General features: G+C 55.2%; 20 protein-coding genes. 3 read left to right on the forward strand and 17 right to left on the reverse strand.

Going from position 1 to position 26351, the window contains the following annotated elements; translation table 11 throughout:
* Positions 1-93 precede the first annotated feature (93 nt).
* The 8 genes from ACUVOF_RS00460 to ACUVOF_RS00495 all read right to left on the reverse strand — a co-directional run bounded on the left by ACUVOF_RS00460 (position 94) and on the right by ACUVOF_RS00495 (position 8956).
* Positions 94-1215, reverse strand: coding sequence for an ABC transporter ATP-binding protein (locus ACUVOF_RS00460; RefSeq protein ID WP_447042490.1), 1122 nt, complete (start codon positions 1213-1215; stop codon positions 94-96).
* Between the two features lie 36 nt (positions 1216-1251).
* A complete protein-coding gene (locus ACUVOF_RS00465; protein ID WP_447042491.1) occupies positions 1252-2130 on the reverse strand; it encodes a carbohydrate ABC transporter permease in 879 nt (292 codons plus the stop codon).
* Complete coding sequence (locus ACUVOF_RS00470; RefSeq protein WP_447042492.1) at positions 2123-3052, reverse strand: carbohydrate ABC transporter permease; 930 nt, start codon at positions 3050-3052, stop codon at positions 2123-2125. Before ACUVOF_RS00470 ends, ACUVOF_RS00465 begins: the two co-directional genes overlap by 8 nt.
* 81 nt (positions 3053-3133) lie before the next feature.
* On the reverse strand, positions 3134-4411 hold the full coding sequence (locus tag ACUVOF_RS00475) for an ABC transporter substrate-binding protein (RefSeq protein ID WP_447042493.1): 1278 nt from the start codon (positions 4409-4411) through the stop codon (positions 3134-3136).
* A gap of 119 nt (positions 4412-4530) precedes the next feature.
* The gene (locus tag ACUVOF_RS00480; RefSeq protein ID WP_447042494.1) at positions 4531-5742 is read right to left on the reverse strand and encodes an AGE family epimerase/isomerase; all 1212 of its coding nucleotides are present in this window, start codon (positions 5740-5742) and stop codon (positions 4531-4533) included.
* Positions 5743-5805: 63 nt separating this feature from the next.
* Positions 5806-7224: an ATP-binding protein gene (locus ACUVOF_RS00485; RefSeq protein ID WP_447043212.1), complete on the reverse strand. Its 1419-nt coding sequence runs from the start codon at positions 7222-7224 to the stop codon at positions 5806-5808.
* 92 nt (positions 7225-7316) lie between these two features.
* Positions 7317-8042, reverse strand: a complete 726-nt coding sequence (locus ACUVOF_RS00490) for a response regulator (RefSeq protein ID WP_447042495.1) — start codon at positions 8040-8042, stop codon at positions 7317-7319.
* 116 nt (positions 8043-8158) lie between these two features.
* The gene (locus tag ACUVOF_RS00495) at positions 8159-8956 is read right to left on the reverse strand and encodes an HAD family hydrolase (RefSeq protein ID WP_447042496.1); all 798 of its coding nucleotides are present in this window, start codon (positions 8954-8956) and stop codon (positions 8159-8161) included.
* Between the two features lie 161 nt (positions 8957-9117).
* On the opposite strand from ACUVOF_RS00495, the gene ACUVOF_RS00500 reads away from it, so the two are divergent.
* Positions 9118-11058, forward strand: a complete 1941-nt coding sequence (locus ACUVOF_RS00500; RefSeq protein ID WP_447042497.1) for an exoribonuclease II — start codon at positions 9118-9120, stop codon at positions 11056-11058.
* A gap of 101 nt (positions 11059-11159) precedes the next feature.
* Here the strand turns inward: ACUVOF_RS00500 and ACUVOF_RS00505 are convergent, their stop codons facing one another.
* The 3 genes from ACUVOF_RS00505 to ACUVOF_RS00515 form a co-directional block, all read right to left on the reverse strand.
* The gene (locus ACUVOF_RS00505; protein WP_447042498.1) at positions 11160-12785 is read right to left on the reverse strand and encodes a methyl-accepting chemotaxis protein; all 1626 of its coding nucleotides are present in this window, start codon (positions 12783-12785) and stop codon (positions 11160-11162) included.
* Positions 12786-12967: 182 nt separating this feature from the next.
* Positions 12968-14086, reverse strand: a complete 1119-nt coding sequence (locus ACUVOF_RS00510; protein WP_447042499.1) for an extracellular catalytic domain type 1 short-chain-length polyhydroxyalkanoate depolymerase — start codon at positions 14084-14086, stop codon at positions 12968-12970.
* Positions 14087-14124: 38 nt separating this feature from the next.
* Entirely contained in the window at positions 14125-14541 is a 417-nt protein-coding gene (locus tag ACUVOF_RS00515; protein ID WP_447042500.1) for a CopG family transcriptional regulator, read from the reverse strand.
* A gap of 261 nt (positions 14542-14802) precedes the next feature.
* Here ACUVOF_RS00515 and ACUVOF_RS00520 point away from each other — a divergent pair, with 261 nt between their 5' ends.
* Both ACUVOF_RS00520 and ACUVOF_RS00525 read left to right on the forward strand, forming a co-directional pair.
* Positions 14803-15921, forward strand: a complete 1119-nt coding sequence (locus ACUVOF_RS00520) for a glycosyltransferase family 4 protein (protein WP_447042501.1) — start codon at positions 14803-14805, stop codon at positions 15919-15921.
* A complete protein-coding gene (locus ACUVOF_RS00525) occupies positions 15899-16924 on the forward strand; it encodes a lysylphosphatidylglycerol synthase transmembrane domain-containing protein (RefSeq protein ID WP_447042502.1) in 1026 nt (341 codons plus the stop codon). Before ACUVOF_RS00520 ends, ACUVOF_RS00525 begins: the two co-directional genes overlap by 23 nt.
* Positions 16925-17003: 79 nt before the next feature.
* On the opposite strand, the gene sucD is transcribed toward ACUVOF_RS00525, so the two are convergent.
* The 6 genes from sucD to ACUVOF_RS00555 form a co-directional block, all read right to left on the reverse strand.
* Positions 17004-17876: a succinate--CoA ligase subunit alpha gene (sucD, locus tag ACUVOF_RS00530; RefSeq protein ID WP_113270370.1), complete on the reverse strand. Its 873-nt coding sequence runs from the start codon at positions 17874-17876 to the stop codon at positions 17004-17006.
* Positions 17876-19042, reverse strand: coding sequence for an ADP-forming succinate--CoA ligase subunit beta (sucC, locus tag ACUVOF_RS00535; protein WP_113270369.1), 1167 nt, complete (start codon positions 19040-19042; stop codon positions 17876-17878). The genes sucD and sucC overlap by 1 nt, the downstream gene beginning before the upstream one ends.
* Positions 19043-19219: 177 nt before the next feature.
* Positions 19220-20659: a dihydrolipoyl dehydrogenase gene (gene lpdA, locus ACUVOF_RS00540; protein ID WP_447042503.1), complete on the reverse strand. Its 1440-nt coding sequence runs from the start codon at positions 20657-20659 to the stop codon at positions 19220-19222.
* Between the two features lie 122 nt (positions 20660-20781).
* Positions 20782-22374, reverse strand: a complete 1593-nt coding sequence (gene odhB / locus ACUVOF_RS00545) for a 2-oxoglutarate dehydrogenase complex dihydrolipoyllysine-residue succinyltransferase (RefSeq protein WP_447042504.1) — start codon at positions 22372-22374, stop codon at positions 20782-20784.
* A 38-nt stretch (positions 22375-22412) separates the two neighbouring features.
* Positions 22413-25247: a 2-oxoglutarate dehydrogenase E1 component gene (locus ACUVOF_RS00550; protein WP_447043213.1), complete on the reverse strand. Its 2835-nt coding sequence runs from the start codon at positions 25245-25247 to the stop codon at positions 22413-22415.
* A gap of 384 nt (positions 25248-25631) precedes the next feature.
* On the reverse strand, positions 25632-26342 hold the full coding sequence (locus ACUVOF_RS00555; protein ID WP_113270366.1) for a succinate dehydrogenase iron-sulfur subunit: 711 nt from the start codon (positions 26340-26342) through the stop codon (positions 25632-25634).
* Positions 26343-26351 lie beyond the last annotated feature (9 nt).

A 26351-nucleotide genomic window follows, 5' to 3' on the forward strand; every position in this document is an offset into this window, starting at 1 on the left:
GAGTTTCCATGATGTCAACGAGGTTTCCTCACTTTGTGATCGCTCGCTGACATCATTGGTGGGCAGGGACGCTGATACCTATTATTCAAGTGATTAGGCAATACGCTGCTCGGTCTTGGCATCAAACAGGATCGCCCGCCCCATATCGACCCGCAGCGATAAGCGCTCTCCTGCCGCCACCGCGCATTTAGGCCCGACGCGGGCGGTTACTTCCTGCTCTCCCAGCGGTAGGCGCAACAGCATATCCGCCCCGGTAGGTTCTACCACCGCCACATTAGCGCTCAGCAGCGTTCCTTCGGCTTGAGCCGATAAACGCACATCCTCTTCACTGAAGTGCTCTGGGCGTAGGCCAAGAATCACTGGCTGGTTAAGCCGTTCAGCCATCTCTGCAGCGATTCGCTCCTGCGGCCAGGGCAGCACCAAATCATCCTCGCCCGGCGTAGCAATCCGCAGTTGATAACCGCCGTTGTTATCTTCGAGGGTAGCGCGAATAAAGTTCATTGATGGCGACCCCATAAAGCCCGCCACGAACATATCCACCGGGTTGTTGTAAACCTCGTCCGGCGTGCCGAGCTGAAGAATATGGCCGTCGCGCATTACCGCAATGCAGTCGGCCAGGGTCATGGCTTCGACCTGATCGTGTGTCACGTAAACAATGGTAGTGCCCAAGCGCTGGTGGAGCTTTTTGATTTCGGTGCGCATATCCAAGCGCAGTTTGGCATCCAGATTAGAAAGTGGCTCGTCGAACAGATAAACCTTGGGCTCCCGCGCCAACGCCCGCCCCATTGCCACGCGTTGACGCTGCCCGCCGGAAAGCTGGGCGGGCTTGCGATCCAATAGATGGGTAATCTGCAACAAATCTGCAACCCGCTCTACCGCCTGCTCACGCTCGGCTTTGGGCACCTTGCGCATTTCCAGTCCGAAGCTAATGTTCTGGCGCACGGTCATGCTCGGGTAGAGCGCGTAGGACTGAAAAACCATGGCGATATCGCGATCTGCGGGAGTACGCCAGGTCACGTCTTCGCCATCAATGTAGATGTTACCAGAGGTCACCGGCTCTAACCCGGCAATGGCGTTCATCAACGTCGACTTGCCGCAGCCTGAAGGGCCGACCAGAATCAGAAACTCGCCGGAATCGATTGAGATGCTGACGTCTTTGAGCACCTGCTCGCTGCCGAACTCTTTGCGCACGTTGTGGATTTCTAACGCTGCCATAATGTAAATCCTATTTTTGTTAGGCTTTTAAAATAACTAACCTTTAACCGAGCCTGCTGTCAGCCCGCGCACAAAGTATTTTCCCGCCAGCACGTACACCACCAGCGTGGGCAGCGCGGCAATCATCGCCGCCGCCATATCCACGTTGTATTCGCGAACGCCGGTAGAGGTATTCACCAGGTTATTGAGCGCAACGGTGACCGGCTGGGTGTTATGGGCTGAAAACGCCACACCAAACAGGAAGTCATTCCAGATTTGAGTGAACTGCCAAATGACCGAAACCACGATGATGGGTGCGGAAACTGGCAGCAGGATGCGCCAGAAGATGCGAAAAAAGCCCGCGCCATCCAACTTCGCCGCCGATACCAGCTCGTTAGGAATGCCCACGTAGAAGTTGCGGAAAAAGAGCGTGGTAAAGGCGATACCAAAGACCACGTGCACTAGAATCAAACCGGCGCGGGAACTGGAAATCCCCAGCCAGCCGAGGGTTTGCGCCATCGGCAGCAGCACCACCTGGAAAGGAATAAAACAGCCAAACAGCATCAGTGCGAAAACTAATTCAGAGCCTTTAAAGCGCCACTTGGTCAGCGCGTAGCCGTTCAGGGCACCGATAGTAGTTGAGATCAGCACAGCCGGAATGACGATGGCAAAGGAGTTCCAAAAGTAACCCCCTACCCCATCGCAGCGCATTCCCGTGCAGGCTTCACCCCAGGCTTTTGTCCACGGCGCCAAGGTCGGGTTATGTGGTAGCGATAACAGCGTGCCAGCGCTGATTTCGCTCAGCGGTTTCACCGAGGTCATCAGCATTACAACCAGTGGTAAAATATAGAACAAGGCTGCGAGGATCAGCACGCCGTATACCGCCAGTCGACTGACGCGCGCAGCTAGCGTTTGACGACGAATCACATTAGCCATGCCGGCGGCTCCTTAATTCGGAGTAGAGATAAGGAATCAGAATGGCCAATACACCGCCCAGCATTAACATGGCACTGGCAGAACCCAGGCCAATTTGCGAGCGGTTAAAGGCGTATGCATACATGAAGGTAGCGGGGAGATCTGTAGCATAGCCTGGCCCACCGCCGGTTAGCGCGACGACCAGATCAAAACTTTTGATCGCGATATGCGCCAGGATCATCACGGCGCTAAATACTACCGGCCGTAGGCATGGCATCACCACGCGCCAATAAATACGCGGCAAACTGGCACCGTCCAACTGGGCGGCTTTTACAATACTATCGTCAATGCCCCGCAACCCTGCTAGAAACAGCGCCATGACAAACCCCGAGGCTTGCCATACGGCTGCAATCACCAGGGTATAAACCGCCATTTGCGAGTCAACCAACCAATCAAAGCGAAACGATTCAAAGCCCCAACTGCGAACCATCGCCTGAATGCCTAAGCTGGGGTTAAGTAACCATTTCCAGACCACACCGGTAACGATGAACGACAGCGCCATGGGATAGAGGTAAATGGTCCGCAGTGCCCCTTCCTGACGGATTTTCTGGTCAAGCAGCATGGCCAACAGCGCGCCGATCACCAGACAAATCAACACGAACAGCGTGCCAAAAATCATCAGGTTGGTAGATGCCACCCACCAGCGTTCGTTTTGCATCAACCGGGCATACTGACCAAAGCCGACAAAGTCATAGCTGGGCAGCATGCGCGAGTTGGTTAACGAGAGCACGAACGTCCACAGCATGAAGCCGTAAACAAAGAACAGCGAAATGGCAACCGACGGGGCCAGTACAAGCCGCGGCAACCAAGCCTGCAGCCCACCCGAGGTCGCCGCACGCGGGGCGGCATGCCCAACGCGCGGAGGAGTTGCAGTGTTTTTCATGGAGAAACGTCCTCGCCAGAAAGCGGTGGCGCCGCCGACGCGGCGGCGCCTGTCATCGCCTGTAATCGTTGCGAATAAACGTTAGAACGAGGCTGCTTCAGCCGCGTTGACCAGACGCTCAGCGGCTTCTTCCGCCGGCATCTCCTCGTCGTTGAAGTAGTTAGTCACGACATCAAAGATAGCCCCCTGGATGTCGGAACGGACTGCCATATTGTGGGCCAAGCTGGGCACTAGACCACCCTCTTCAGCGGTACGCTGGAAGTCACTGAGCGACTGCTGGGCGCAGCTATCGAACTCGCTCATGTCCAGATCAGGCCGCGCAGGAATGGACCCCTTCACCTTATTGAAGGTCTCCTGAAACTCAGGTTCAAGCATCAGGCGAGCGAGTGTTTGCTGTGCTTCCTGGACGTCTGGCTCAGTGACTCGGAACATCGCAAAGCTATCGATGTTGAACGTAAAGGCATCTTCAGTGCCTGGTGCTGCTACGCAGAGGTAATCTTCCCCGGCGGTCATTCCGGCCGCGGTGAACTCACCCTTGGCCCAGTCCCCCATCAATTGCATGGCCGCATCCCCATTGATGACCATGGACGTAGCGATGTTCCAGTCACGCCCTGACATGCCATCATCCATCAGCTCACGGAGCTGCTTGAAGGTCTCGAGCGCCTCGATCATGGTGTCGCTCTGGATTGCCTCGGCATCGAGTTCGACGAATGCTTGACGGTAAAAGTCACTGCCTCCCAAGCTGAGCACCACGCTTTCGAAAATGGTCGCGTCCTGCCAGGGCTGACCGCCATGAGCAAGTGGAACATAGCCCGCTTCACGCAACTGCTCACCGACTTCAAACATCTCATCCCAAGTGGTGGGAACCTCTACACCAGCATCGGCGAACACCTCAGGATTAGCCCATAACCAGTTGACCCGGTGCACGTTGGCCGGGACTGCCACGTAATTACCCTCGTAACTCATCATGTCGGCAACGACATCCGGCAACAATTCATCCCAGCCGCCTTGCTCAGCCACTTCATCAAGATTACCAAGCAGGCCCAGCTCGCCCCACTCCTGGATGGATGGTCCATTAATCTGCGCTGCCGACGGCGGGTTGCCCGACATTGCGCGTGACTTGAGTACCGTCATGGCGCTATCGCCTGCACCGCCAGCCACCGCAAAATCCTCCCAAGTGTGGCCTTCCGCCTCGACGAGATCCTTCAACACGCCGACGGCCTCAGCTTCACCGCCGGAAGTCCACCAGTGCAACACTTCAACTTTACCTGCCTGTGCCTGAGTTGCAGACATAGCGGTAACAACGGCCAGGCCGAGCAGTGTCTTATGAAACGAAGGGAATGGTATGAATGAACGCATAGAGCGTATCTCCGATGTTGTTAGTATATTGTCGGCCGTACAAGAGACGACCAGAGATAACCATATCCCATTCACTACAAACGCAGGGTTACCTAGTAATGGATAATATTGCGTGGTTATTACAGACTTGAAACATTCCGCAAGGTCGTGATGACGTCGTAGCAAGCTCCCATGGTATGGTAGTCAACTTTCCCCGCTGGGCTCTTCTCATCGGAATAACGTCGATTATCCGGAGTCAGAATGCGATACCAGGCACCGTGGTGGTGATCGATCATATGCGACCAGCTAAATACCCATAGCCGCTCATACCACTGCCAGAATTTCGGTTCACCTGTGCGCTGGCCGAGCATTGCTGCGCAGGCTAGGCTCTCGGCCTGAACCCAGAAATACTTATCCGCGTCGAATATGTTCCCTGTTAGATCCAGGCCATACACCAACCCACCGTGCTCGGGATCCCATCCGGCCTCTACACTGGTAAGAAAGAGTCGGCTGGCGGTGGGCAGTAGCCAAGTATCTGGCGCTCGACGCTCCAACATCAACAGCAGTTTGGCCCACTCGGTCTGATGGCCCACCTGATAGCCCCAGGGGCGGAATAGGTGGCGAGGATTGTCGCGGTTATAATCCATGTCTCGCCGCCACTGTCGATCATAATGCTCCCAGATCCAGCCTCCCTGCTCGGGCTTATTGGCACTTGCTGCGTCGTGCTGCACGGAATCTAGGCAAAAGGCTCTAGCAAGCTGTAGCGCACGCTCAAAAAATACTTGGTCGCCCGTCGCATCGTAAGCGGCAATTAGCGCTTCGCAACTATGCATATTGGCATTCTGGCCACGATAGGCCGACACCTGCCAGTCTCGATCCGCCTCGTCAGCATAGCGCTGCCACTGCGCTTCCCAGAAGCGGCTCGTCTGGAGTTCGTACACGCGATACAGGCCTTCACGCGCCTCTTCTATGCCAGCCTTAAGTGCCGTCGCATAGGCCAGTAGCACAAACGCCAAGCCATAGCAGTGGTTGGTGTCGTCCTCGACGCTCTTTCCGTCAAGCGTCCAAGCGTAGCCATGATAGTCGGGCTGGAAATGGAAGCGTTCGATAAATGTTAGGCCATGTCGCGCCCAGTCTAGATACTCAGGACGATTGAAGTGCTCGGCATAGCGGGCATAGGTAAAGACATAGCGAGCGCTGGAAACCAGATGGCGGTGGCTTCGGTTATAGATCTCGCCATCGTCACGCAGATAATGAAAGAAGCCACCCTTGGAATCGATGGCCCGAGGGTGATAGAACGCCATCGTTTTGCTGATGTGAGCTTGGAGTGAGTCGATATCGTAGAAATCCATATGCTAATCCTTGGAAGCGATAAACTTCTAACCTAACCGATATCTGCAGCCAAGCCATGTTTCCTAATGCTGCAAAGTATTGCCCTGTTCTCGGTGTGGCAGGCTTAGGGAGACAACCAACCCACCTTTAGGATGGTTGGAGAGCTGAATATCGCCGCCGTGGGCACGTGCAATATGCCGAGCAATGCCCAGCCCCAGCCCACTGCCGCCGGTATGTCGGCTGCGCGACGGCTCGAGGCGGACAAAGGGCGAAAACACTCGCCCTAGCTGTTCATTGGGAATTCCAAAGCCATGATCGCGAATACGTAGGGTGATCACGTTGTCCTGGTCAATTAGCTGCACTTCGGCCTGCTTGCCATAGAAAACTGCGTTCTCAAGCAGGTTGGCCAGACAGCGCTTAAGTGCCAACGGTTTAGCGATCAACGGTGCAACTGGATGACGGGTTTTCTCAATAGTTACTCGTCCGCCCTGCAGGCTAAGTTCTTCAACCAGCTCTTCAAGCAGCGCTACCAGGTCGACGGGCGCTGGCTCCTCGTGCAGATCCAATCCCTTCACTGAGGCCAAGGCGCCCTTGACCAGGCTGTCCAGCTCATCCAAAGAAGCGCAAAAGCGCTCGCGCTGGTGGGCATCATCAAGCATCTCGGCGCGCAGGCGCATACGGGTTAAGGGCGTTTTTAAGTCATGGGAAATAGCCGAAAAAAGCCGCTCACGCTCTTCGATTTGCTCACGAATGCGCCGCTGCATTCGATTAAACGCAATCACCGTGGCGGCGACCTCCTTGGGGCCGCTCTCTTTCAGCGGCGGCATATCCAGGTCGTCGCCCAACTGATTCGCCGCTCGGGAAAGCCGCGCCAACGGCCTTGTTACACTGGTAATGCCCCATAGCGAGAGCGCCAGCACGCTAAGGAGCACCAGCAGCCCTACCAGCAAACGCTCCTCAGAGAGCCAGCGATAGCCGCTAAAAATATCCGGCACACCTAGCAGCGTCGCAACGTAAAGCCAAGTGTCCGGAGCAAGCTCTAACTGAACGACTAAAATCGGCGGAGAGAGCGGCTCCATCAGTAAGCTGTGCTGTCCCCAGCGCGGTGGCAAGTCGTAGAGCAGTACTTCATTATTGAGTACCCTGAGGTTTTCAGGGCGAGAAAACTCAACAATTACATCATCGATATTGAGCTGCTGAGTGAGCACCGAGCGCACATTATTCACCACCACCTCTTTTTCCGGACCCGAGCCGATATCGTCGATGGTGAGCCTGCGTTCGTTGACGCTAACAAAAAAGCGCGTACCGCCCATATTACGCAGTTGATCCAATACGATATGGCGGTAGTCAACGGGCAATGAACGGAAAAACTTCATGGTGGAGGCGATGCTAAACGCCATATTGGTGGAGAGCTCATCTAATTGAGCCAAGTGACTGGAACGTACTTGGGACGTCCAAATAGCATAGCTTGCCCCTTGGGCAACCAGCACACCAGCGATCATGATAATCACGAAGCGTCCGCGCAGCGAAGCCGGCAGCCAGCGGGCCACTCGCCTGGATAAGCGTCGTCTGGTCTCAGCCCACACCGTCCGGCTCACGTTAATGCATCGACCTGAGCGGTTAACACGTAACCCGCGCCACGCACCGTTCGAATTAGCTGCGAGTGCTGAGCGTCTTCACCCAACCGTTGGCGCAGACGACAAACATGAACATCAATGGAGCGATCAAGCGGCGGTGCATCGCGTCCTCGGGTAAGCGCGTAGAGATCATCCCGAGTGAGTACCTTCGCCGGGTGCTCTAAAAACACCTGCAATAGCTGAAAATCAGCCCCTGAAAGCGCGGCGCGCTCGCCCTGAAGGTCAATCAGCTCCCGGGTCATGCGGTCGAGCTGCCAATTACCAAAACTGACCCAGCGCGCCTGCCCGGCGGGCAGTGCAGGCGGCGCACTGCGAGTACGGCGCAGTACCGCTTTGATGCGCGCCAGTAATTCACGAGGGTTAAACGGCTTGCCCAGGTAGTCATCGGCACCCAGTTCCAAACCGAGAATACGGTCGGTCTCATCGGCGCTGGCGGTGAGCATAATGATCGGCACATCGCTGTGCTTTCGGACATCGCGGCAGATGGTAAAGCCGTCGTCCCCGGGCAGCATTAAATCGACAATCAACAGATCAGGGGTGTGTTCAGCGCGCAGCAAATGCAGCGCTTGGGCACCGTCCGCCGTAAATACCCGGTAACCGTGGCGCCCCAGGTAGTCGGCGAGCAGTTCACAAATTTCCGGGTCATCATCGACCACGATTAAAGTAGCGGGGGTTGTCGTCATCGCAGCAGGTTTAGCCCTACACTATTGTCGTTATTGGGCTTTGATGATGGTGGAGGCGCTAAATAGTAGCAATACCGCTACGACCAAGGTTGCATTAGCAGCGTGAACTACAGCGCTTAAAGCCCAAACCGCTCGCGCAACAACACAGCCACGGCCGCTTCGCCGTGATGGCCTATCTGGCGCGCGGCACTCAGATGCCCGGCCATCTCTGGATGCGAGTTCAGCATAAAGTGCGGCTCGCCCACTAGGCTCAACATCTCGACATCGTTGAGATTATCGCCAAAAGCCAAACAATGTTCAGGCGCAATCGCAATACGTTTGAGCAGGGCCGACAGCGCCACTCCCTTGTTAACACCCCCCGCCATAATTTCCAGCGAATCGCTGGTTGAGTAGGTTACGTGCAGCGAGCCGTCACTGCTCTCCCGGATCGCAGTCTCGATCTTGAAAAGCGCATCAGGATGCCCGCCGTAAAGAATCTTGCCAATACCCTCGGTAGGCATCTTCTCGGGAGGCACCACCTGATAGACAAAGCCTGTGGCGGCGTGCATTTCCAGGTGGCTCGGCGACTCGGCATCAATGTACCAAGCGTCATCCAGATACAGACTCAAACGCACACTGTCTGGACGTGGCAGTTGAATCAAGGCCGCTGCCTGCTGGGGGTCTACATGGTTGGCATCCAACAACTGATCGTCAGGGTCGTGGGTATAGGCACCATTACTGCTGATCAGATGAGCGGGCACGTCGAGCTGATCCCTGAACACACGCATGTCAGCATAGTGGCGACCCGAGGCGAGCACTAACTGATGCCCGTGGTTCACCAGCGTTCTCAGTACCTCAATAGTGTCTGCGTGTAATCGATGGTCGCTGCCCAGCAACGTGCCATCCAAGTCAGAAACAATCAGGCGGGGTGTCATAGTGCGCTCCATCGGCATGGGTATTTAGCTTAACCGATTCTTTCGAGCGCATGTAAGCCTTTGACGCGCCGTCACCAGCGTCAACTTCCTATAGCGGCAATTGGCGTGGCAAGCGGGAATCCGTATAGTGGCACCCTAACTCTCGCCAACTGATTGAGCTCATGCTTCAGAATAACGCCATGCTTGCCCAGCTCAAGCAACAGATTCGTCAAACCACCCCCCGTGCTGAAGGGGTGATCAAAGCCACCGACAAAGGTTTCGGTTTTCTCGAAACCGACGACGGTGAATCCTATTTCGTGCCGCCGCCCGCCATGAAGCAAGTGCTGCACGGTGACCGTGTGGAAGCGGTTATACACGAAAACGGTGACAAAAAATCGGTTGAGCCTGAAAAGCTGATTGAAGCTGGGCTGGATCGATTTGTTTCCCGCGTTCAGAAGCGCGAAGGTCGTCTGGCCGTGGTGCCGGACCATCCGTCGATTAAAAACGTTATCAAGGCGAGAATTAAGAACAATCTTGATGAAGAGAGCATTGCTGACGGCGATTGGGTCGTTGCACGCTTGGTGCGTCATCCGCTGAAAGCCGATGACCGCGCCTTCTTTGCCCAGATTGATGAACTGGTCGCCAAAAGCGATGACCCGGCAGTGCCGTGGCGCGTCACACTTGCCCGCCATGCGCTGGAGCAAGAGTGCCCCGATGCAGGTACCGATTGGCCGCTGCTGGATGAAGGCCTGACTCGTGAAGACTTAACCGCCACACCCTTCTTCACTATCGACGGTGAGAAGACCCGCGATATGGATGACGCGCTGCACATCGCACCTCGCGCTGAAGGCGGCTGGCAGTTGAGTGTCGCAATTGCCGACCCCACCGCTTATGTGGCAGAGGGCCATGCAGCAGATTTAGAAGCCCGCACTCGCGCCTTTACCGTTTACCTGCCCGGCCAGAACGTCACCATGCTGCCGGAGCAGTTGGCAGATGATCTCTGCTCGCTGTGGGAAGATAAAGAGCGCCCCGCACTAGCGTGTACGCTGGATATCAATGCCGACGGCAGCCTTGGCGAGTATCGCTTTTTTGCGGCGAACGTTAAGTCTCACGCCAAGCTCGTTTACGATAACGTCTCCGATTGGATCGAAGGCCAAGGTGAATGGGCCCCGGCGGATGATATTGCCGAGCAGTTGACTGCGCTGCGTGATTTGACCGAAGCGCGTACCGCTTGGCGCAACGAACACGCGCTGGTGTTTAAAGACCGCCCCGACTATGTATTTGATCTTGATCCTGCTGGCAACGTATTGGCCGTGCGCACCGAAGAGCGCCGCATTGCCAACCGCATGATCGAAGAGTCGATGATTGTGGCTAACGCCTGCTGCGCGGACTTCCTGGCTCAACACATCGGTCACGGTATCTTTAACGTGCACCGCGCGTTCGAGCCAGAGAAAGCCGAAGCTGCCCAGGAATTCCTGGCAGGTCAAGAGATCGTGGTCGAACGCGAAGCGCTGACCGAGCTTGCCCGCTACACCGAGCTGAAGCGTGCACTGGAAAGCCGCGACGACGCCTGGCTGGATGCGCGCCTGCGCCGCTTCCAGGGCTTTACCATGATGTCCGCCCAGCCCGGCCCGCACTTTGGCTTGGGCCTGGCCGCCTACGCGACTTGGACTTCACCGATTCGTAAGTATGGCGATATGGTTAACCACCGCCTGATCAAGCGCGTGCTGAAAGGCGAACAGGCGCCCGCCGAAGCCACCCAGCAGCTCACCGAGCAACTGACGGAGCGTCGCCGCCTGAACCGCATGGCCGAGCGTGACGTGAAAGACTGGCTCTACGTGCGCTACCTAACGCCTGCGGCACAAAACCAAGACACGTTTGAGGCCGAAATTATGGCTATCAATCGTGGTGGTATGCGTGTGCGGTTAGTGGAAAATGGCGCGACGGCCTTTGTACCTGCCCCGTTGATGCACAGCGATCGTAGCAAGGTCGTGATTGACGACAAAGAAGGGCGTATCCAGATCGAAGACGTAGAGCGTTACAAGCTGGGCGATTCGCTTCGTGTCGCATTGACCGAAGCACGCGAAGAGACTCGCTCGCTGGTGGCAAAGCCGGTTGAGTGAAGCCTGCTGGTAAACTGAATCAGCCGGCGGCATAAATAACGCTGGCCGATAAACAACAACGGCGCCCTGGAGGCGCCGTTGTTGTATCTGTCAGTCGCTGATTAAAACGCCGCCTGTACGGTTCTCGAAGGTAAGGCCATGGCGGGCTTGTGTGCCGATAGCTGGTTTAGTTTCGCGTCATCAATTTGAAATGCCGCCACCAGCTCGCGAAGACGCCCAGCCTGCTCCTCGAGGGAAAATGCAGCCGTCGTCGACTGTTGAACCAACGCACTATTCTGCTGCGTCGTTGAGTCCATTTCAGTAATCGCGGTATTAATCTGCTCGATGCCACTGCTTTGCTCGCGAGTAGCTGAAGACACTTCGGCCATCAGCAGGGCGAGGCGCTGGATCATCGTTTCCGTTTCGCCGATCGTGGTTGCCCCTCGCTCCGCTTGATCAGAACACAGCTTTATTTTGCTACGCGTATCATCCAGCATGTTGCGAATCTCGTTAGCTGACGTGGCACTGCGGCTTGCCAGCGAACGTACTTCAGTTGCCACCACCGCAAACCCACGGCCCTTCTCACCCGCACGCGCCGCTTCCACGGAGGCGTTCAGGGCCAGAATATTGGTCTGAAAGGCGATCGCATCGATGGCTTCAACAATCTTGTTCATACTGAGTGAGGCCGCGGTTACTTCACGCATCAAATCCACGCTTCGCGACACCTCTTCACCGCCACTGTGCATCTGCTGTGACGCATTATGGGCCAGCGTATCGGCCTCTTTGGTTGAGTCACTGTTCTGGCGGACCGTAGCCGTCATCTCCTCCATGCTGGAAGCCGTTTCCTGCAAGGCAGCCGCTTGCTGCTCAGTACGAGCGGCGAGCTCCTGCCCCCCTTGGGCAATCTCATTAGCCCCGTTCAAGACATTTTCGCTTGAATCACGTAATGAGGCGACCAGCGTCGTAAGCTCTTGGCTCATATGCGCCATAGAGCTTAATAGCTGCGCGGTTTCATCACGTCCGGTGAATACAATATCGAGGCGTAAATCACCTTCCGCTACACGCTGGGCGACCTCAACAGCTCTGCGTAACGGCAGTACGATACTGCGCGTAATGGCAGTAGCCAACGCCACAGCCATTACCAACGCCACCCCAGCAAAGATACAAAGCTGCCAAAGGGTCGCTCTATACTCTGCGTTTATCGTCTCATTGGCGGTTTTAACACCCGCATCCGCCACTAGACTGATTTCGTCCGCCAATTCTGCCAGCCGATAGATACTTTCTTTATATTCACCAAGCGCCAGGTTGGCCTGGGAAGTATCGGTGATACTGCCACGCTCAATCTGACGGTAAACCGTCATGAAGCCATCAACGTAGCCTCGAAGAACTTCTTGGGCTTGTTGGTACAAAGACGCCAGACTATTTTGTTCGGAAAGCTCTCCTCCCGCCTCAAAGGTCGTCTGAATTTCCTCGATAGTGGTAACCCAACGTTGCTGATAGTCCGCGACCCGCTCAGGACTATCGATATTGATAAAGATATCCTTTTCAAAGCGTCGCGCTTGCAGCGAAAGGCGCTGGATTTCCGCTGCGTTGCTCGCTAACGCTACATCCGTGTCCAAGGTTCTCTGGGCGGTATTTTTAGTAACGGTGATTCCCATCACCCCTGCTATTAAGGTCCCCAGGAGAAATAGCGAGACCAAGCCAAAAGCCAGCGCGAGCCGTGTACCGATCTTGAACCTTGAAAGCATAGCCACATCCTAATAAGTAAGAGAGCTAAGATTTTAGGTAACAAGAATGAAAACTGTAACTCAACCTTTGCAAACTATTGTCAACTTTTACACATAATCAAAGAGTATCTCCTATCCCTGCGCATCTCACTGCGCTAACTTTCTGACAGACTAGACATAACCTGAGCGGATATCAGCCAGTTCTATGACACTACTTGTCGATGCTGACAGAAGAACCGCAGCATTTCCCGGGTAGCGTCAGGTCCTTGAGGGTCGGTATAGCTTCCTTGGGTACTGCCGCCTGACCAAGCGTGGCCCGCTCCGTGAATGCACCACTGCTCTAAGCTTGGCTTACCCGAAGCATCCCGGTGAGTGGTACAAGTGTAGCCGTGGCCATTGGCTACTTTCCCTTTCTCTACCGTCGCCCCTGCTTGGCGCGATGTGCGGTACTGGGCAGCCACACGTTCCGCATTGCTGGGGTGCACGGTGGTGTCGCGGTCGCCATGAAAGATAATCGCTGGCACGTCGGATGCCCAACTAGCGCCTTTTGCTTTACCTCCGCCAAGAGGCCCTGTGCCACCCTGCATGGCACCCAACGCATCGGGAAGGCTCTGCGCCACGCCATGTGGTAGCCCAGAGTGTATGCCCACTGCCGCAAACAGATCTGGATAAGTCATCGCCAACGTGGTCGCCATGGCCGCACCTGCCGATAGCCCTGCTACATAGACTCGGGAGGCATCTAGCTCATGGCTCTCAATGATATGGCGAGTCATACCGGCAAGAATCGCCGGTTCACCGCCCTCGCGCTGCTGGTCTTCGGCTTTGAACCAGTTCCAGCATTTAGAGTGGTTGGCGGACATCGGTTGGGCTGGATAGAGCACGCAACACAGCTGCTCTTCGGCCAGCCGGTTCATATTGGTTCCGGCGGCAAAGTCATCGGGATTCTGCGTACAGCCGTGCAGCATGACCACCAGCGGTAGCGCCTGCCCGTGATAACCGCTGGGAATATACAGCTTGTAGTCACGCGCGCCGGCATGGTTAGAAAAATGTCCGAGAGTGAAGGTACCCGTGCTCGTTTGACGAGCATGGCCAGGCTGAGAAGCTGATGCCTCTGACGCTGGCTTTATTATCGGTTCTTCTTCATCGATGACCTGACAAGTTCCATCGAAAGTTTGGCCACCTCGGTAAGCAGTATCCGGTGCTTCCTCATGCCTTACTTCAGGCATGCCGCCCTGAAGCAAGGCCATGGCTTCTTGTAATCTGCCCGCGCGGGTGAGTCGCGTTGCTTCTTCCATTCGCTTCGACATAGTCGCGTCGATCATGGTCAATGTCCCTATTAAGTAATTCAGTAATGTTTAAGTCAGTGGATGCGATCGGCCAGAGCAGCCTTAACCGCTTTACTAGCGTGCAGCGCACCCAGCACCACTACCGATTCAATGGTGTCACGAGCAAGCTCCGGTGTGACGTCATCGGCAATGCTGGCCATGCCCAAGACTTGTATCTGCAGCATCTCGCCCGCCGACTTGAGAGCTTCCAAGTCCGTACGGCTATAGTGTTCTAGCCCCAGTACAAACGCCTTGCGGGTAACGGTTTCTTTAACGACCTCGGCATGGGTCGACAACTGGTTACGAATAGCAGTGCGGATCAGATCGGTTCGATTGGAATAGAACCCTTCCTGAACCAGCAGATCGATCTGCCCCAGGTCGACCACCCCGAGATTAATGGTGATCTTCTCGCTGGAATCACCGCCCTTACGGCGCATTTCATGCACGCTCATGTGTCTTTCCTCGCTGCGCTTAGTAACCGGGCACCTTTTGATGCGGTTTAAAACATCTTTCAACGCTCATTAAAATATCTGCCAACGCTTATCAAACATCTGAACAGAATCCATATACCATCCATATGGATGTTATATTAATCCAGCTCGGCCAAGAGTCAACAAATAAGCAAAAATAAAAGGCTCGGCTCAACTGTCGCTGAACTGACTTATTTCTCCTTTATGGTGAAACGATGACAGTCTTTATGGTTGGAGATCAGCTTGCACATTGCCGATGTGACGATGTTCCACGCGCCCGCCAGCGGCGGTGTGCGAACCTATCTACAGGCCAAGCACCGCGTTTTTTCACGCCTTCCACAGCTGCGTACCAGCCTGCTGGTGCCGGGAGCGGAACGCGATAGCTTGGGCGACCACCACACCTTACCGGCGTTACATCTACCGTTGGGTCAGGGCTACCGTTTTCCGCTGCGAGGGGCACCATGGCGCGATGCTCTGATTGATTTAAAGCCTGATCTTATTGAAGCTGGTGACCCGTACGTAACCGCTTGGGCCGCACTCGCAGCAGGTCAGCGGCTCGGCGTGCCGGTGGTAGGTTTTTATCACTCCGATCTCCCGCGCTTGATGGGCGATCGCTTTGGTCACTACGTTGAGAAGCGCTTAGCCCGCTATGTGGCGGAACTCTATCGCCAGTTTGATAGTGTACTCGCGCCCTGTAACGCGATGGCCAATCGGTTGCGCGGCTGGGGCGTCGAGAATGTGCGTGTTCAACCCCTTGGTGTTGATTTAACGCAATTTCACCCTCAGCAGCGTGATCCTGCTTTTCGCCAGACAATGGGCATCCCCAGCGATAAAAAGTTACTGACCTTTGTGGGCCGCAACTCACGCGAGAAGAATATTGATGTACTGCTTGCAACGATGCGCAAGCTAGGCAGCGATTATCACTTGCTGCTGATGGGCCCGGGCATGCCCCATCACGTACCCAGCAATGTCACTGTTGTGGATCGCTGCTGTGGTGTCCATGAGGTAGCTAAAGCACTGGCCAGTAGCGATGCCTTGCTGCATGCCGGCACCCGGGAAACCTTTGGTTTAATTGCCCAAGAAGCCATGGCGAGCGGAATCCCAGTGGTCGCCGCTCGCGCTGGGGCGCTGGCAGAAAACGTGCCGCTGGGCGCTGGCATTTTATGCAAGCCCCTGGACCCCGTGGCCATGGCTGACGCGTGTAGAGCGCTATTCAGTAACGATGTCGCCGCCAGTGGGCACTACGCACGTCGTTACGTGGAGCGCCATTTCAATTGGGATAGCGTCATGCACTCACTGCTTGAGCACTATCAATCTCTTTGTCATGGCAGCCAACCCTATGCTCTCCCCCAACATCGCTAATCAGCGGCAGTTGTTAAAGTGGCGGCCAGTGCATGGACTGATGATTGCCCTGGCGCTTATTGCGCCACTGGTGCTCACCGCATGGCTGGGTGGCGATGAGGCACTGCAGCGCGTCAAACACTTCCCGCTCGGGTTGTTACTGTTGATGCTGGTAATGGCCTTCCTGTGTTGGAACCTTAATGCCGCAAGGCTACGTTTGATGCTGAACGGCCGTGCCGGCAGGCTCGGCCAGCGCGGCGCCCTGGGCATTGAGTTGGCGTCCAAGTTTGCACTGTGTGCCACCCCAGGCGGGAGTGGCGGCGCGGCCACCCTACTGTTATTGCTTGCCCAGCGCGGTTTCCCGCCAGCGAAAGGAGCAGCCGTGTTTCTGGTCGATCAAGGCTGCGACTTACTTTTTTTCCTGACCATGCTGAGTGGCCTGGTGCTCTTTTCACTGGTCAGCGATACCCAGTGGCCTCATCAATCATTAGTGCAATGGGCCCTGGTTGGTTTAGCCTTTATGGCAGCACTGGTCAGTGTGGTAATGCACTATTTGCCAAGCCTATTGCGGTCACCCAGTGTAAAAACGGCATGGCCGAGCCGCTATCGGCGCCGCTGGCTCGCGCGGCGCTTATTACGCTGCCGACATGCGTTAAGAGTGACACTTAAGCTGCCGCGTTCGACGCTATTCATGATGCTGCTACTGACCGCTACGCATTGGCTAATGCGCTATAGCTTGCTCTATTTAGCAGTGCTGGGGGTAGGCGGGCACGCAGACTGGATGTGGACATTTTTAACCCAAATGCTGGCGATGGCGGCTAGCCAGTTTAGCTTTTTACCCGGCGGTGCGGGGGCTGCTGAGGTGGGTGTGGGCAGCTTGTTATTGCCTTTAATGGGCCGTGAACAGGCTGCCGCAGCAGTGCTGGTTTGGCGGTTAGTCAGCTACCACCTTTACCTGACGGCAGGCGCACCGCTGTTTTTGCTATATAGCTACCGACTGCCGCATCGCTCACGGACACAATAACCGTTAAGGATGACCGTTTAGAAATGAATAAGGGCGCCCCGAGGGGCGCCCTTATAGCGTGCAGCTAAACGTCAATAGCTTACCAGCCAGTGACTTCTTTCAGCGCATCGCCGATTTCAGCCAAAGAACGTACGGTTTTAACACCGGCGTCTTCCAGGGCAGCAAACTTCTCGTCAGCGGTGCCTTTACCGCCGGAGATGATCGCGCCCGCGTGGCCCATACGCTTGCCAGGAGGTGCAGTCACACCGGCAATGTAGGAAACCACTGGCTTGGAAACATTGGCTTTGATGTAAGCCGCTGCTTCTTCTTCCGCCGTACCACCGATTTCACCGATCATGACGATCGCTTCGGTTTTCGGGTCCTTCTCGAACATCTCAAGGATGTCGATGAAGTTAGAGCCCGGAATCGGGTCACCGCCGATGCCGACACAGGTAGACTGGCCAAAACCGTGATCAGTCGTCTGCTTAACGGCTTCATAGGTCAAGGTACCTGAGCGCGATACGATACCGACGCGGCCCGGCTGGTGAATGTGACCCGGCATGATGCCGATTTTGCATTCACCCGGTGTGATAACACCCGGGCAGTTCGGGCCGATCAGGCGTACGCCCAGCTCGTCACACTTCACTTTAGCTTCGAGCATGTCTAGCGTAGCGATGCCTTCGGTGATGCACACAATCAGCTTGATGCCAGCAAACGCCGCTTCAAGGATTGAGTCTTTACAGAACGGCGCCGGTACGTAGATAACGCTGGCGTCCGCACCGGTTTTCTCTACCGCTTCTTTCACGGTGTTGAAAACGGGCAGACCGAGGTGCTCCTGGCCGCCTTTACCCGGCGTAACACCACCGACCATTTGCGTACCGTAGGCAATCGCCTGCTCGGAGTGGAACGTGCCTTGGCCACCGGTGAAGCCCTGGCAGATGACCTTGGTGTTCTTATCGATCAGGATGCTCATTACTTGCCCTCCGCCGCTTTAACGACCTGCTGAGCCGCGTCGGTCAGACTGGTAGCCGCGATAATATTCAGACCGCTAGACGCTAGTTTTTCAGCACCCAGCTCGGCGTTGTTACCTTCCAGACGTACGACAACCGGTACGTTGACGCCTACTTGCTCAACGGCACCGATAATGCCTTCAGCAATCATGTCGCAACGTACGATACCGCCGAAAATGTTAACCAATACGGCTTTAACATTGTCGTCAGAGAGGATGATTTTGAACGCTTCAGCCACGCGCTCCTTGGTGGCGCCGCCGCCGACGTCCAAGAAGTTAGCAGGCTTGCCACCGCTCAGGTTGACGATGTCCATGGTACCCATGGCCAAGCCAGCGCCGTTCACCATGCAGCCGATGTTGCCATCGAGCGCGACATAGTTGAGTTCCCACTTCGCCGCATCGGCTTCACGCTGGTCTTCTTGCGAAGGATCGCGCATCGCCTGCAGGTCAGGGTGACGGTATAGCGCGTTGCTATCCAGACCCAGCTTGGCGTCGAGGCAGTGCAGATTGCCTTCTTCAGTGACGACCAGCGGATTGATTTCCAGCAAGGCTAGGTCTTTGTCGTGGAACAACTGAGACAGACCTAGGAAAATCTTGGTGAACTGCTTGATCTGGTCGCCTTTCAGGCCCAGCGCAAAGGCCAGTTCACGCGCTTGGTACGGCTGTGCGCCGACCAGCGGATCGATTTCAGCTTTGAGAATCTTTTCCGGCGTCTCTTCTGCAACCGTCTCGATCTCTACACCACCTTCGGTAGAGGCCATGAAGACCACACGACGGGTAGTACGGTCGACCACAGCACCGAGGTACAGCTCATCGGCGATGTCAGTGCACGTTTCAACCAAAATCTTGGCAACCGGCTGACCTTTTTCGTCAGTCTGGAAAGTGACCAAGTTTTTGCCTAACCACTTTTCTGCAAACGCTTTGGCTTCAGCCGGATCTTTAATCAGCTTAACGCCACCCGCTTTACCACGGCCACCGGCGTGCACCTGGGCTTTAACAACCCACATGTCACCACCGATTTTTTTGCAAGCCTCTTCCGCTGCTTCGGGCGTGTCGACGGCAAAGCCTTTAGACACTGGTAAACCATAGTCGGCAAACAGCTGTTTACCTTGATACTCGTGAAGATTCATCGATTCATGCCATTGGTTGCATGTGACTCGAACGATGATCAGTTTTCTTTTAAGAGCAGTCTTACAAGAACGGTCTTAAAAGAACTGGTCATCCCCGTTCTTTCGATCTTTGTGTATTACTACAAAGCCGAAAGTGTTGCGCCACCCATAGGTGGCGCTTCGTTGTTGCTGACTGAATTACTTACGCTTCTTACGGTTGGCCATATGAATCGCGTGGCCTTCCACCGCAAGCGCTGCTTCATGAACAGCTTCCGACATGGTCGGGTGCGCGTAGCAGGTCAAGGCCAAGTCTTCGGCGCTAGAGCCGAACTCCATGGCGATCACACCCTGGGCGATCATCTCGCCAGCGTGTTGGCCTACGATGTGCATGCCGAGAATACGATCAGTTTCCGCATCGGCGATAATTTTGGCACTACCTTCGGTGGCGTTGTTAGCCATCGCGCGGCCACTTGCCGCGAACGGGAAGGTGCCGGTTTTGACTTCGATACCTTTCGCTTTGGCGTCTTGCTCGGTCATACCGACCCACGCCACTTCCGGATAGGTATAGATGACGCTAGGAATAGTATCGTAGTTCATCTCGGCCTTATGGCCAGCGATGATATCAGCCACCATGATGCCTTCTTCAGACGCTTTGTGCGCCAGCATCGGGCCGCGTACACAGTCACCAATGGCGTAAACGCCCGGCACGTTGGTACGGCACTGATCATCGACAAAGATGAAGCCACGCTCGTCCAGCTCAATGCTAACGCCGTCGGCAATCACGCCTTTGGTGTACGGGCGACGACCGACACAAACGATAAGTTTGTCGAAGGTCATCTCCTGCTCACCGTTGGCATCGGTGTACTTAACAATGACTTCTTCACCGTTAGTTTCCGAGCCGGTAACGCGCGCGCCTAGCTTGATATCGAGACCCTGCTTCTTAAGCAGCTTTTGTGTCTCTTTAGCAACGGTGGCGTCGACCATCGGCAGGAAGGAATCCATGGCTTCCAGCACGGTCACTTCAGAACCCAAGCGATTCCATACACTGCCTAGCTCAAGACCGATAATGCCAGCACCAATCACACCCAAACGCTTCGGCGTTTCGGTGAATTCAAGCGCGCCGGTAGAGTCAACGACCAAGCCTTCGGTTAACGGGGTCGGTGGGATTTCCACCGGCACAGAGCCCGCAGCGATAACAATGTTGTCGGCATCATAGGTGGTGGCATTGCCGTCCTGGTCGGTAACTTCGACCTGCTTGCCAGACACCACTTTACCGGTACCTTCGATAGCGGTAACGCCGTTGGCCTTGAACAAGCCTGAGATGCCGCCGGTCAAGTTCTTAACGATCTTGTCCTTGCGTGCCATCATTTTGGTAACGTCCATGGAGACGTCGCCGGCCTGAATACCCATGTCATCGAAGTCGTGCTTGGCTTCGACGAACTTGTGTGACGCTTCAAGCAGTGCTTTAGACGGGATACAACCTACATTCAAGCAGGTACCACCGTGAACAACATTGCCTTCTTTACCAATCCATTTTTCAACACAGGCTGCTTTCAAGCCCATCTGTGCAGCACGGATGGCGGCGACATAACCGCCAGGGCCGGCACCAATAACGATCACATCAAACTTATCAGCCATGTTGGCTCCTTTAGCTTGCTGGCCTCCCCCCATTTTAACGTAAACCGGGCGGGAGGCTGTGTGCGAGTGCAGTTAAATCCTGGTTAAGCAGTAGCGTACTCAATAAAGATGACGCTTATACTTTAGACATCCAGCAGTAAACGTGCCGGGTCTTCCAGCAATTCTTTCAAGGTAACCAAGAATTGGACGGCGTCTTTGCCGTCGATCATACGGTGGTCATAGGAGAGCGCCAGATACATCATCGGGCGAATCTCGACCTTGCCGTTGACTGCCATCGGACGATCCTGGATTTTGTGCATGCCCAGAATGGCGGTTTGCGGCGGATTGATAATCGGTGTCGACATCAAAGAACCAAAGGTACCGCCATTGGTGATGGTGAAGGTACCACCAATCATGTCGTCCATGCCCAGCTTACCGTCACGACCACGCTTGCCGAAATCGACAATTTTGCGTTCGACGTCAGCAATTTTCATGCTGTCCGTGTCACGCAGTACCGGCACGACCAAGCCACGGTCAGTGGAGACAGCAACACCGATATCCTGGTAGCCGTGATAAACGATGTCGGTACCGTCGATAGAGGCGTTGACGTCCGGGAAGCGCTTGAGCCCTTCAGAAGCTGCTTTTACAAAGAAGCCCATAAAGCCCAGCTTGATATCGTGCGCTTTTAAAAACGTTTCTTTGTATTGAGCACGCAGGGCCATGATTTCGGTCATGTCCACTTCGTTGTACGTGGTCAGCATCGCTGCTGTTTGCTGCGCCTGAACCAGACGCTTGGCGATGGTTTGACGCAGACGGCTCATCGGTACGCGCTTCTCGATGCGCTCGCCTTCGGCCGCCGGGGCTGCAGCCGATTTCGCCGGTGCAGCCGATTTGGCTGCTTTCTTGGCGGAACCGTCTTTGACCGCTTTCTGAACGTCTTCTTTCAAGATGCGGCCACCTTTGCCGGTGCCCTCAATCTTGGAAACGTCCAGATCGTGCTCAGCGACCATTTTGCGTGCTGCCGGGGCAAGAATTTTATCGCCCACTTTTTCATCGGCGCCATCGTCACCGGCATCGCTGTTGGATGCGGGAGCTGATGAAGTGTCGCTTGTCTGATCGCTGCCACCACCTTCAACAAAGGTTGCCAGTAGCGCTTCGGATTCTACCTGGCTACCCTCTTCGGCTTTGATTTCAGCCAGGGCGCCATCGGCCGGTGCAACCACTTCCAGCACCACTTTGTCGGTTTCGATGTCGGCCAGCACGTCATCACGCTTGACCGCTTCGCCGACTTTTTTGTGCCAAGTGGCCACGGTGCCTTCCTGGATTGACTCAGGGAAGCTGGGCGCTTTCACGTCGTGCTGCTTGCCGCCACCGTTACCGTTACCGTCACTGGCAGGCTTTTCTTGCTTCTCTTCAGACGCCTTTGCGTCAGGCTTCTCTTCGGTTTTTTCAGCACTGTCATCGCCAGAAGATTTCTCTTCTTTGCTGCCCGCCGCACTGCCTTCGCCGATTTTACCCAGCACCTGCTCAGACTCGACGGTATCGCCCTCTTCGACCATCACGTCGGTCAGGGTACCCGCTTCCGGTGCGACGACTTCCAGCACCACTTTGTCGGTTTCAATTTCAACAATCAGCTCGTCACGCTCAACGCTGTCACCCGGCTTTTTATGCCACGCCGCCACTGTGCCTTCGGCAACGGATTCCGGAAAGGTTGGCGCTTTGATCTCAGTAGCCATGTCGTTTCCCTTATATGTTCTCTAAATCCAGTGGCCGCTTATAAATTGAAAGCGTCTTCCACCAGCTGGCGCTGCTGTTCAGTATGGACGGACATATAGCCAGCTGCTGGTGCAGCAGAGGCAGGACGTCCTGCAAATTTCAACTCACGTCCGAGGCCGTCTTTCAGCATATCGGCCACTGCACGCATATTGTGCTGACTGGAGTACCAGGCGCCCTGATTCAGCGGCTCCTCCTGACACCACACGATATCCTCTACGTTGGCATAGCCTTGCACCGCTTCCAGAAGCTCTTCTTTCGGGAAGGGATATAGCTGCTCAAGACGTAAAATTGCCGTGTCATGGCGCTCATTCTCAGCGCGCCACGCAGCCAGGTCGTAATAGACCTTGCCAGCACAAAGCACCACGCGTGTGACCTTCTCCGGCGCAAGATCCGCTTGGTCAGCAAGCACCATGTGGAACTTACCGTGGGCTAGATCTTCGAGGCTCGACGTCGCTTCTTTATGACGCAGCAGCGATTTAGGTGTCATCACAATAAGCGGCTTACGCAGCGGACGAATCACCTGACGACGCAGTAGATGATAAATCTGCGCAGGTGTGGTCGGTACGCAGACCTGCATATTGTGCTCGGCACACATTTGCAGGAAGCGCTCCAAGCGCGCCGAAGAGTGCTCAGGACCCTGGCCTTCATACCCATGTGGCAATAGCATGGTTAAACCACATACCCGGCCCCACTTGGTCTCACCCGAGGAGATGAACTGATCCACGACGACCTGGGCACCGTTAAAGAAGTCCCCGAACTGGGCTTCCCAGATCACCAGATCATTCGGCGCGGTGGTTGAGTAACCATACTCAAACGCCAGCACGGCTTCTTCCGATAGAAAGGAGTCATGAATGGTGAAACGCGGCTGACCATCGGACATGTTCTGAAGCGGCACATAGGTAGAGCCATCTTTCTGGTTATGCACCACCGCATGGCGGTGGGAGAAAGTGCCGCGCCCCACGTCTTGCCCGGTAATCCGTATCGGATGCCCCTGATCCAGCAGCGTGGCGTAGGCCAACGTTTCAGCAAAACCCCAGTTAAGCGCTAAGCCACCGGCCTGCATTTTACGGCGATCTTCGTAAATCTTGGCTACTTGACGCTGCACATCGACGCCGTCCGGCACTTCACACATGCGAGCGGCCAATTGCTGCAGACGCTTCATATCCATCGTCGTATCGGCGTCGCCGGTCCATTCGTGGCCCAGGTAAGGTGCCCAGTCAACGAATAGAGAGGCATTGGGCTCTTGCACCAATGCGTTGGCAACGTGGTTGCCTGCGACGAGATCATCGCGATAGGTTTCGACCATCGCTTTAGCGGACTCTTCAGAGATCACGCCCTGCTCGACCAGGCGCTGGGCATACAGCGAGCGCGCAGAAGGGTGATCTTTGATCTTGGCGTACATCATCGGCTGTGTGCCTGACGGCTCATCAGCTTCGTTGTGGCCACGACGACGGTAGCAAACAAGATCAATCACTACGTCTTTTTTGAACTGCTGGCGATAGTCGAGAGCCACTTGAGTAGCGTGCAACACTGCATCCGGGTCATCGCCATTGACATGGAAAATAGGCGCTTGAACCATCTTGGCAATGTCAGTGCAGTATTCGGTAGAGCGTGCATCTTGTGGGTGCGATGTGGTGAAACCCACCTGGTTGTTGATCACGATATGAATTGTGCCACCGGTTTTATAGGCACGTGTTTGAGACATCTGGAATGTCTCCATCACCACGCCTTGACCGGCAAACGCCGCATCGCCGTGAACGTTAATCGGCAGCACTTTGCTGCCCTCTTCGTCGTTACGACGGTCCTGACGGGCGCGCACCGAGCCTTCCACGACAGGCGCTACGATTTCCAGGTGCGATGGGTTAAACGACATCGCCAAATGGACTTCGCCACCCGGGGACATGACGTTTGAACTGAACCCCTGGTGGTACTTCACATCGCCTGAGCCGCGCTCAATAACTTTCTTGCCGTCAAACTCATCGATCAAGTCAGCTGGGTTTTTACCCAAAATATTGACCAATAGGTTTAGACGCCCACGGTGCGCCATACCGATGACCACTTCCTTGGTGCCATAACCACCAGCACGTTGGATCAGTTCATCCATCATCGGCACAAATGTTTCACCGCCTTCGAGGCCAAACCGTTTGGTACCTGGGTACTTGGATGCCAGGTAATTCTCCAAACCTTCAGCCGCCGTCAATCGCTCCAGTACGTGTTTACGCACATCGGCGCTGAAATCAGGCGCACTGCGTACCGACTCAAAACGTCGCTGCAACCAGCGCTTCTCTTCGGTATCAACGATATGCATGATTTCGCAACCGATAGAGCGACAATAAGTGCGCTCCAACGCATCAACGATGTCACGCAGAGGCGCTTTGTCGATACCTAAAAAGAAAGAACCGGTTTGGAACTCGGTATCCAAATCAGCTTTTGAGAGCTGATGAAAGGACAGATCGAGGTCGGGGACGGGGGTGGGATTACGCAGTCCTAGCGGGTCGATATTGGCCTTTTGATGGCCACGAAAGCGGTAGGCGTTAATCAGCTGCAGGACTTTCACCTGCTTCTTGTTTTCCCCGCTATCGGCAGCGGCGACTACACGGCCCGGACGACTTTCGCGCCCCAACTGGTAGAACTGATCACGGACTGGGCTTAGTGGAACATCGTGGGAGGCACTGCCCTCGGGGCGCGGCAATTCATCAAAATAGCTGCGCCATTCATTAGGGACAGACTCAGGATCGGCGAGGTACTGCTCGTAAAGCGCTTCCACGTAGTGAACATTACCGCCACTAACGTGTGAGGAACGCCACATCAACTCCATTATGCCTTGTTGCATCTCTCGGTCACCCTGCACTGATGGGGTGGTATCGGTATCGTCGCAAACGTGCGGCGACATCGCTATTGCCCTGCCGGCGGGGCGGGACATTTGCCGGCGGTGCCGGCCAACGGCCGGAAACCCTGTTCGTCTAGCTATTCTTCATCTAACACTTTTCTTCATTAACACTTTATGCCACATCTAGCGGTCATAAGGTGTTTCGTCTTCAGTTCATGCTCGAAAGCCGGTACCCCAGGCACCGGCTTTCAAACTTGTCTGACCAGCGGTGCGACGCGACGCCGCACCACGTGACAAACCCTATGATAACAAGCGAAGCCTCATGATTTAAGTGGCATTATCAACCAACTTAAGTGGCACACGCATTTTTACTAAGATGTCAGCGGCTTAGGTAGCATCAGCGAGTAACATTTCGCGAATTTTACCGATCGCCCGCGTGGGATTGAGCCCTTTTGGACAAACCGCCACACAATTCATGATGCCACGGCAGCGGAATACCGAGAACGGATCTTCCAGGTCGCTCAAACGCTCGCGGGTAGCCGTATCACGAGAATCGGCCAGGAAGCGGTAAGATTGCAGCAGACCCGCCGGACCCACGAATTTCTCCGGGTTCCACCAGAATGACGGGCAAGACGTTGAACAGCATGCACATAGAATACACTCATACAAGCCGTCTAGCTTGTCGCGCTCTTCCGGCGATTGCAGGCGTTCAATGGCCGGCGCTGGCGTATCATTCTGCAAGTAAGGCTGAATACGCTCGTACTGCTTATAGAACAAGCCCATATCAACGACCATATCGCGGATAACCGGCAAGCCCGGCAACGGGCGCAGCACCAGCTTGTTGTTTTTCACAACATCTGACAACGGCGTAATACATGCCAAGCCGTTTTTGCCGTTCATGTTCATGCCGTCTGAACCGCAAACGCCTTCACGGCAGCTGCGGCGAAACGCCAAACCACTGTCTTGTTCTTTCATCATATGAAGAACATCCAGCACCATCACATCGCGGCCTTTGGTATCGACCTGAAACTCCTGCATGTAAGGCGCGGAGTCGGTTTCCGGATTGTAACGGTATACGGATACCTGAAGGTTGGACATTTTGACTCC

This window comes from Vreelandella sp. H-I2 (assembly GCF_052959335.1).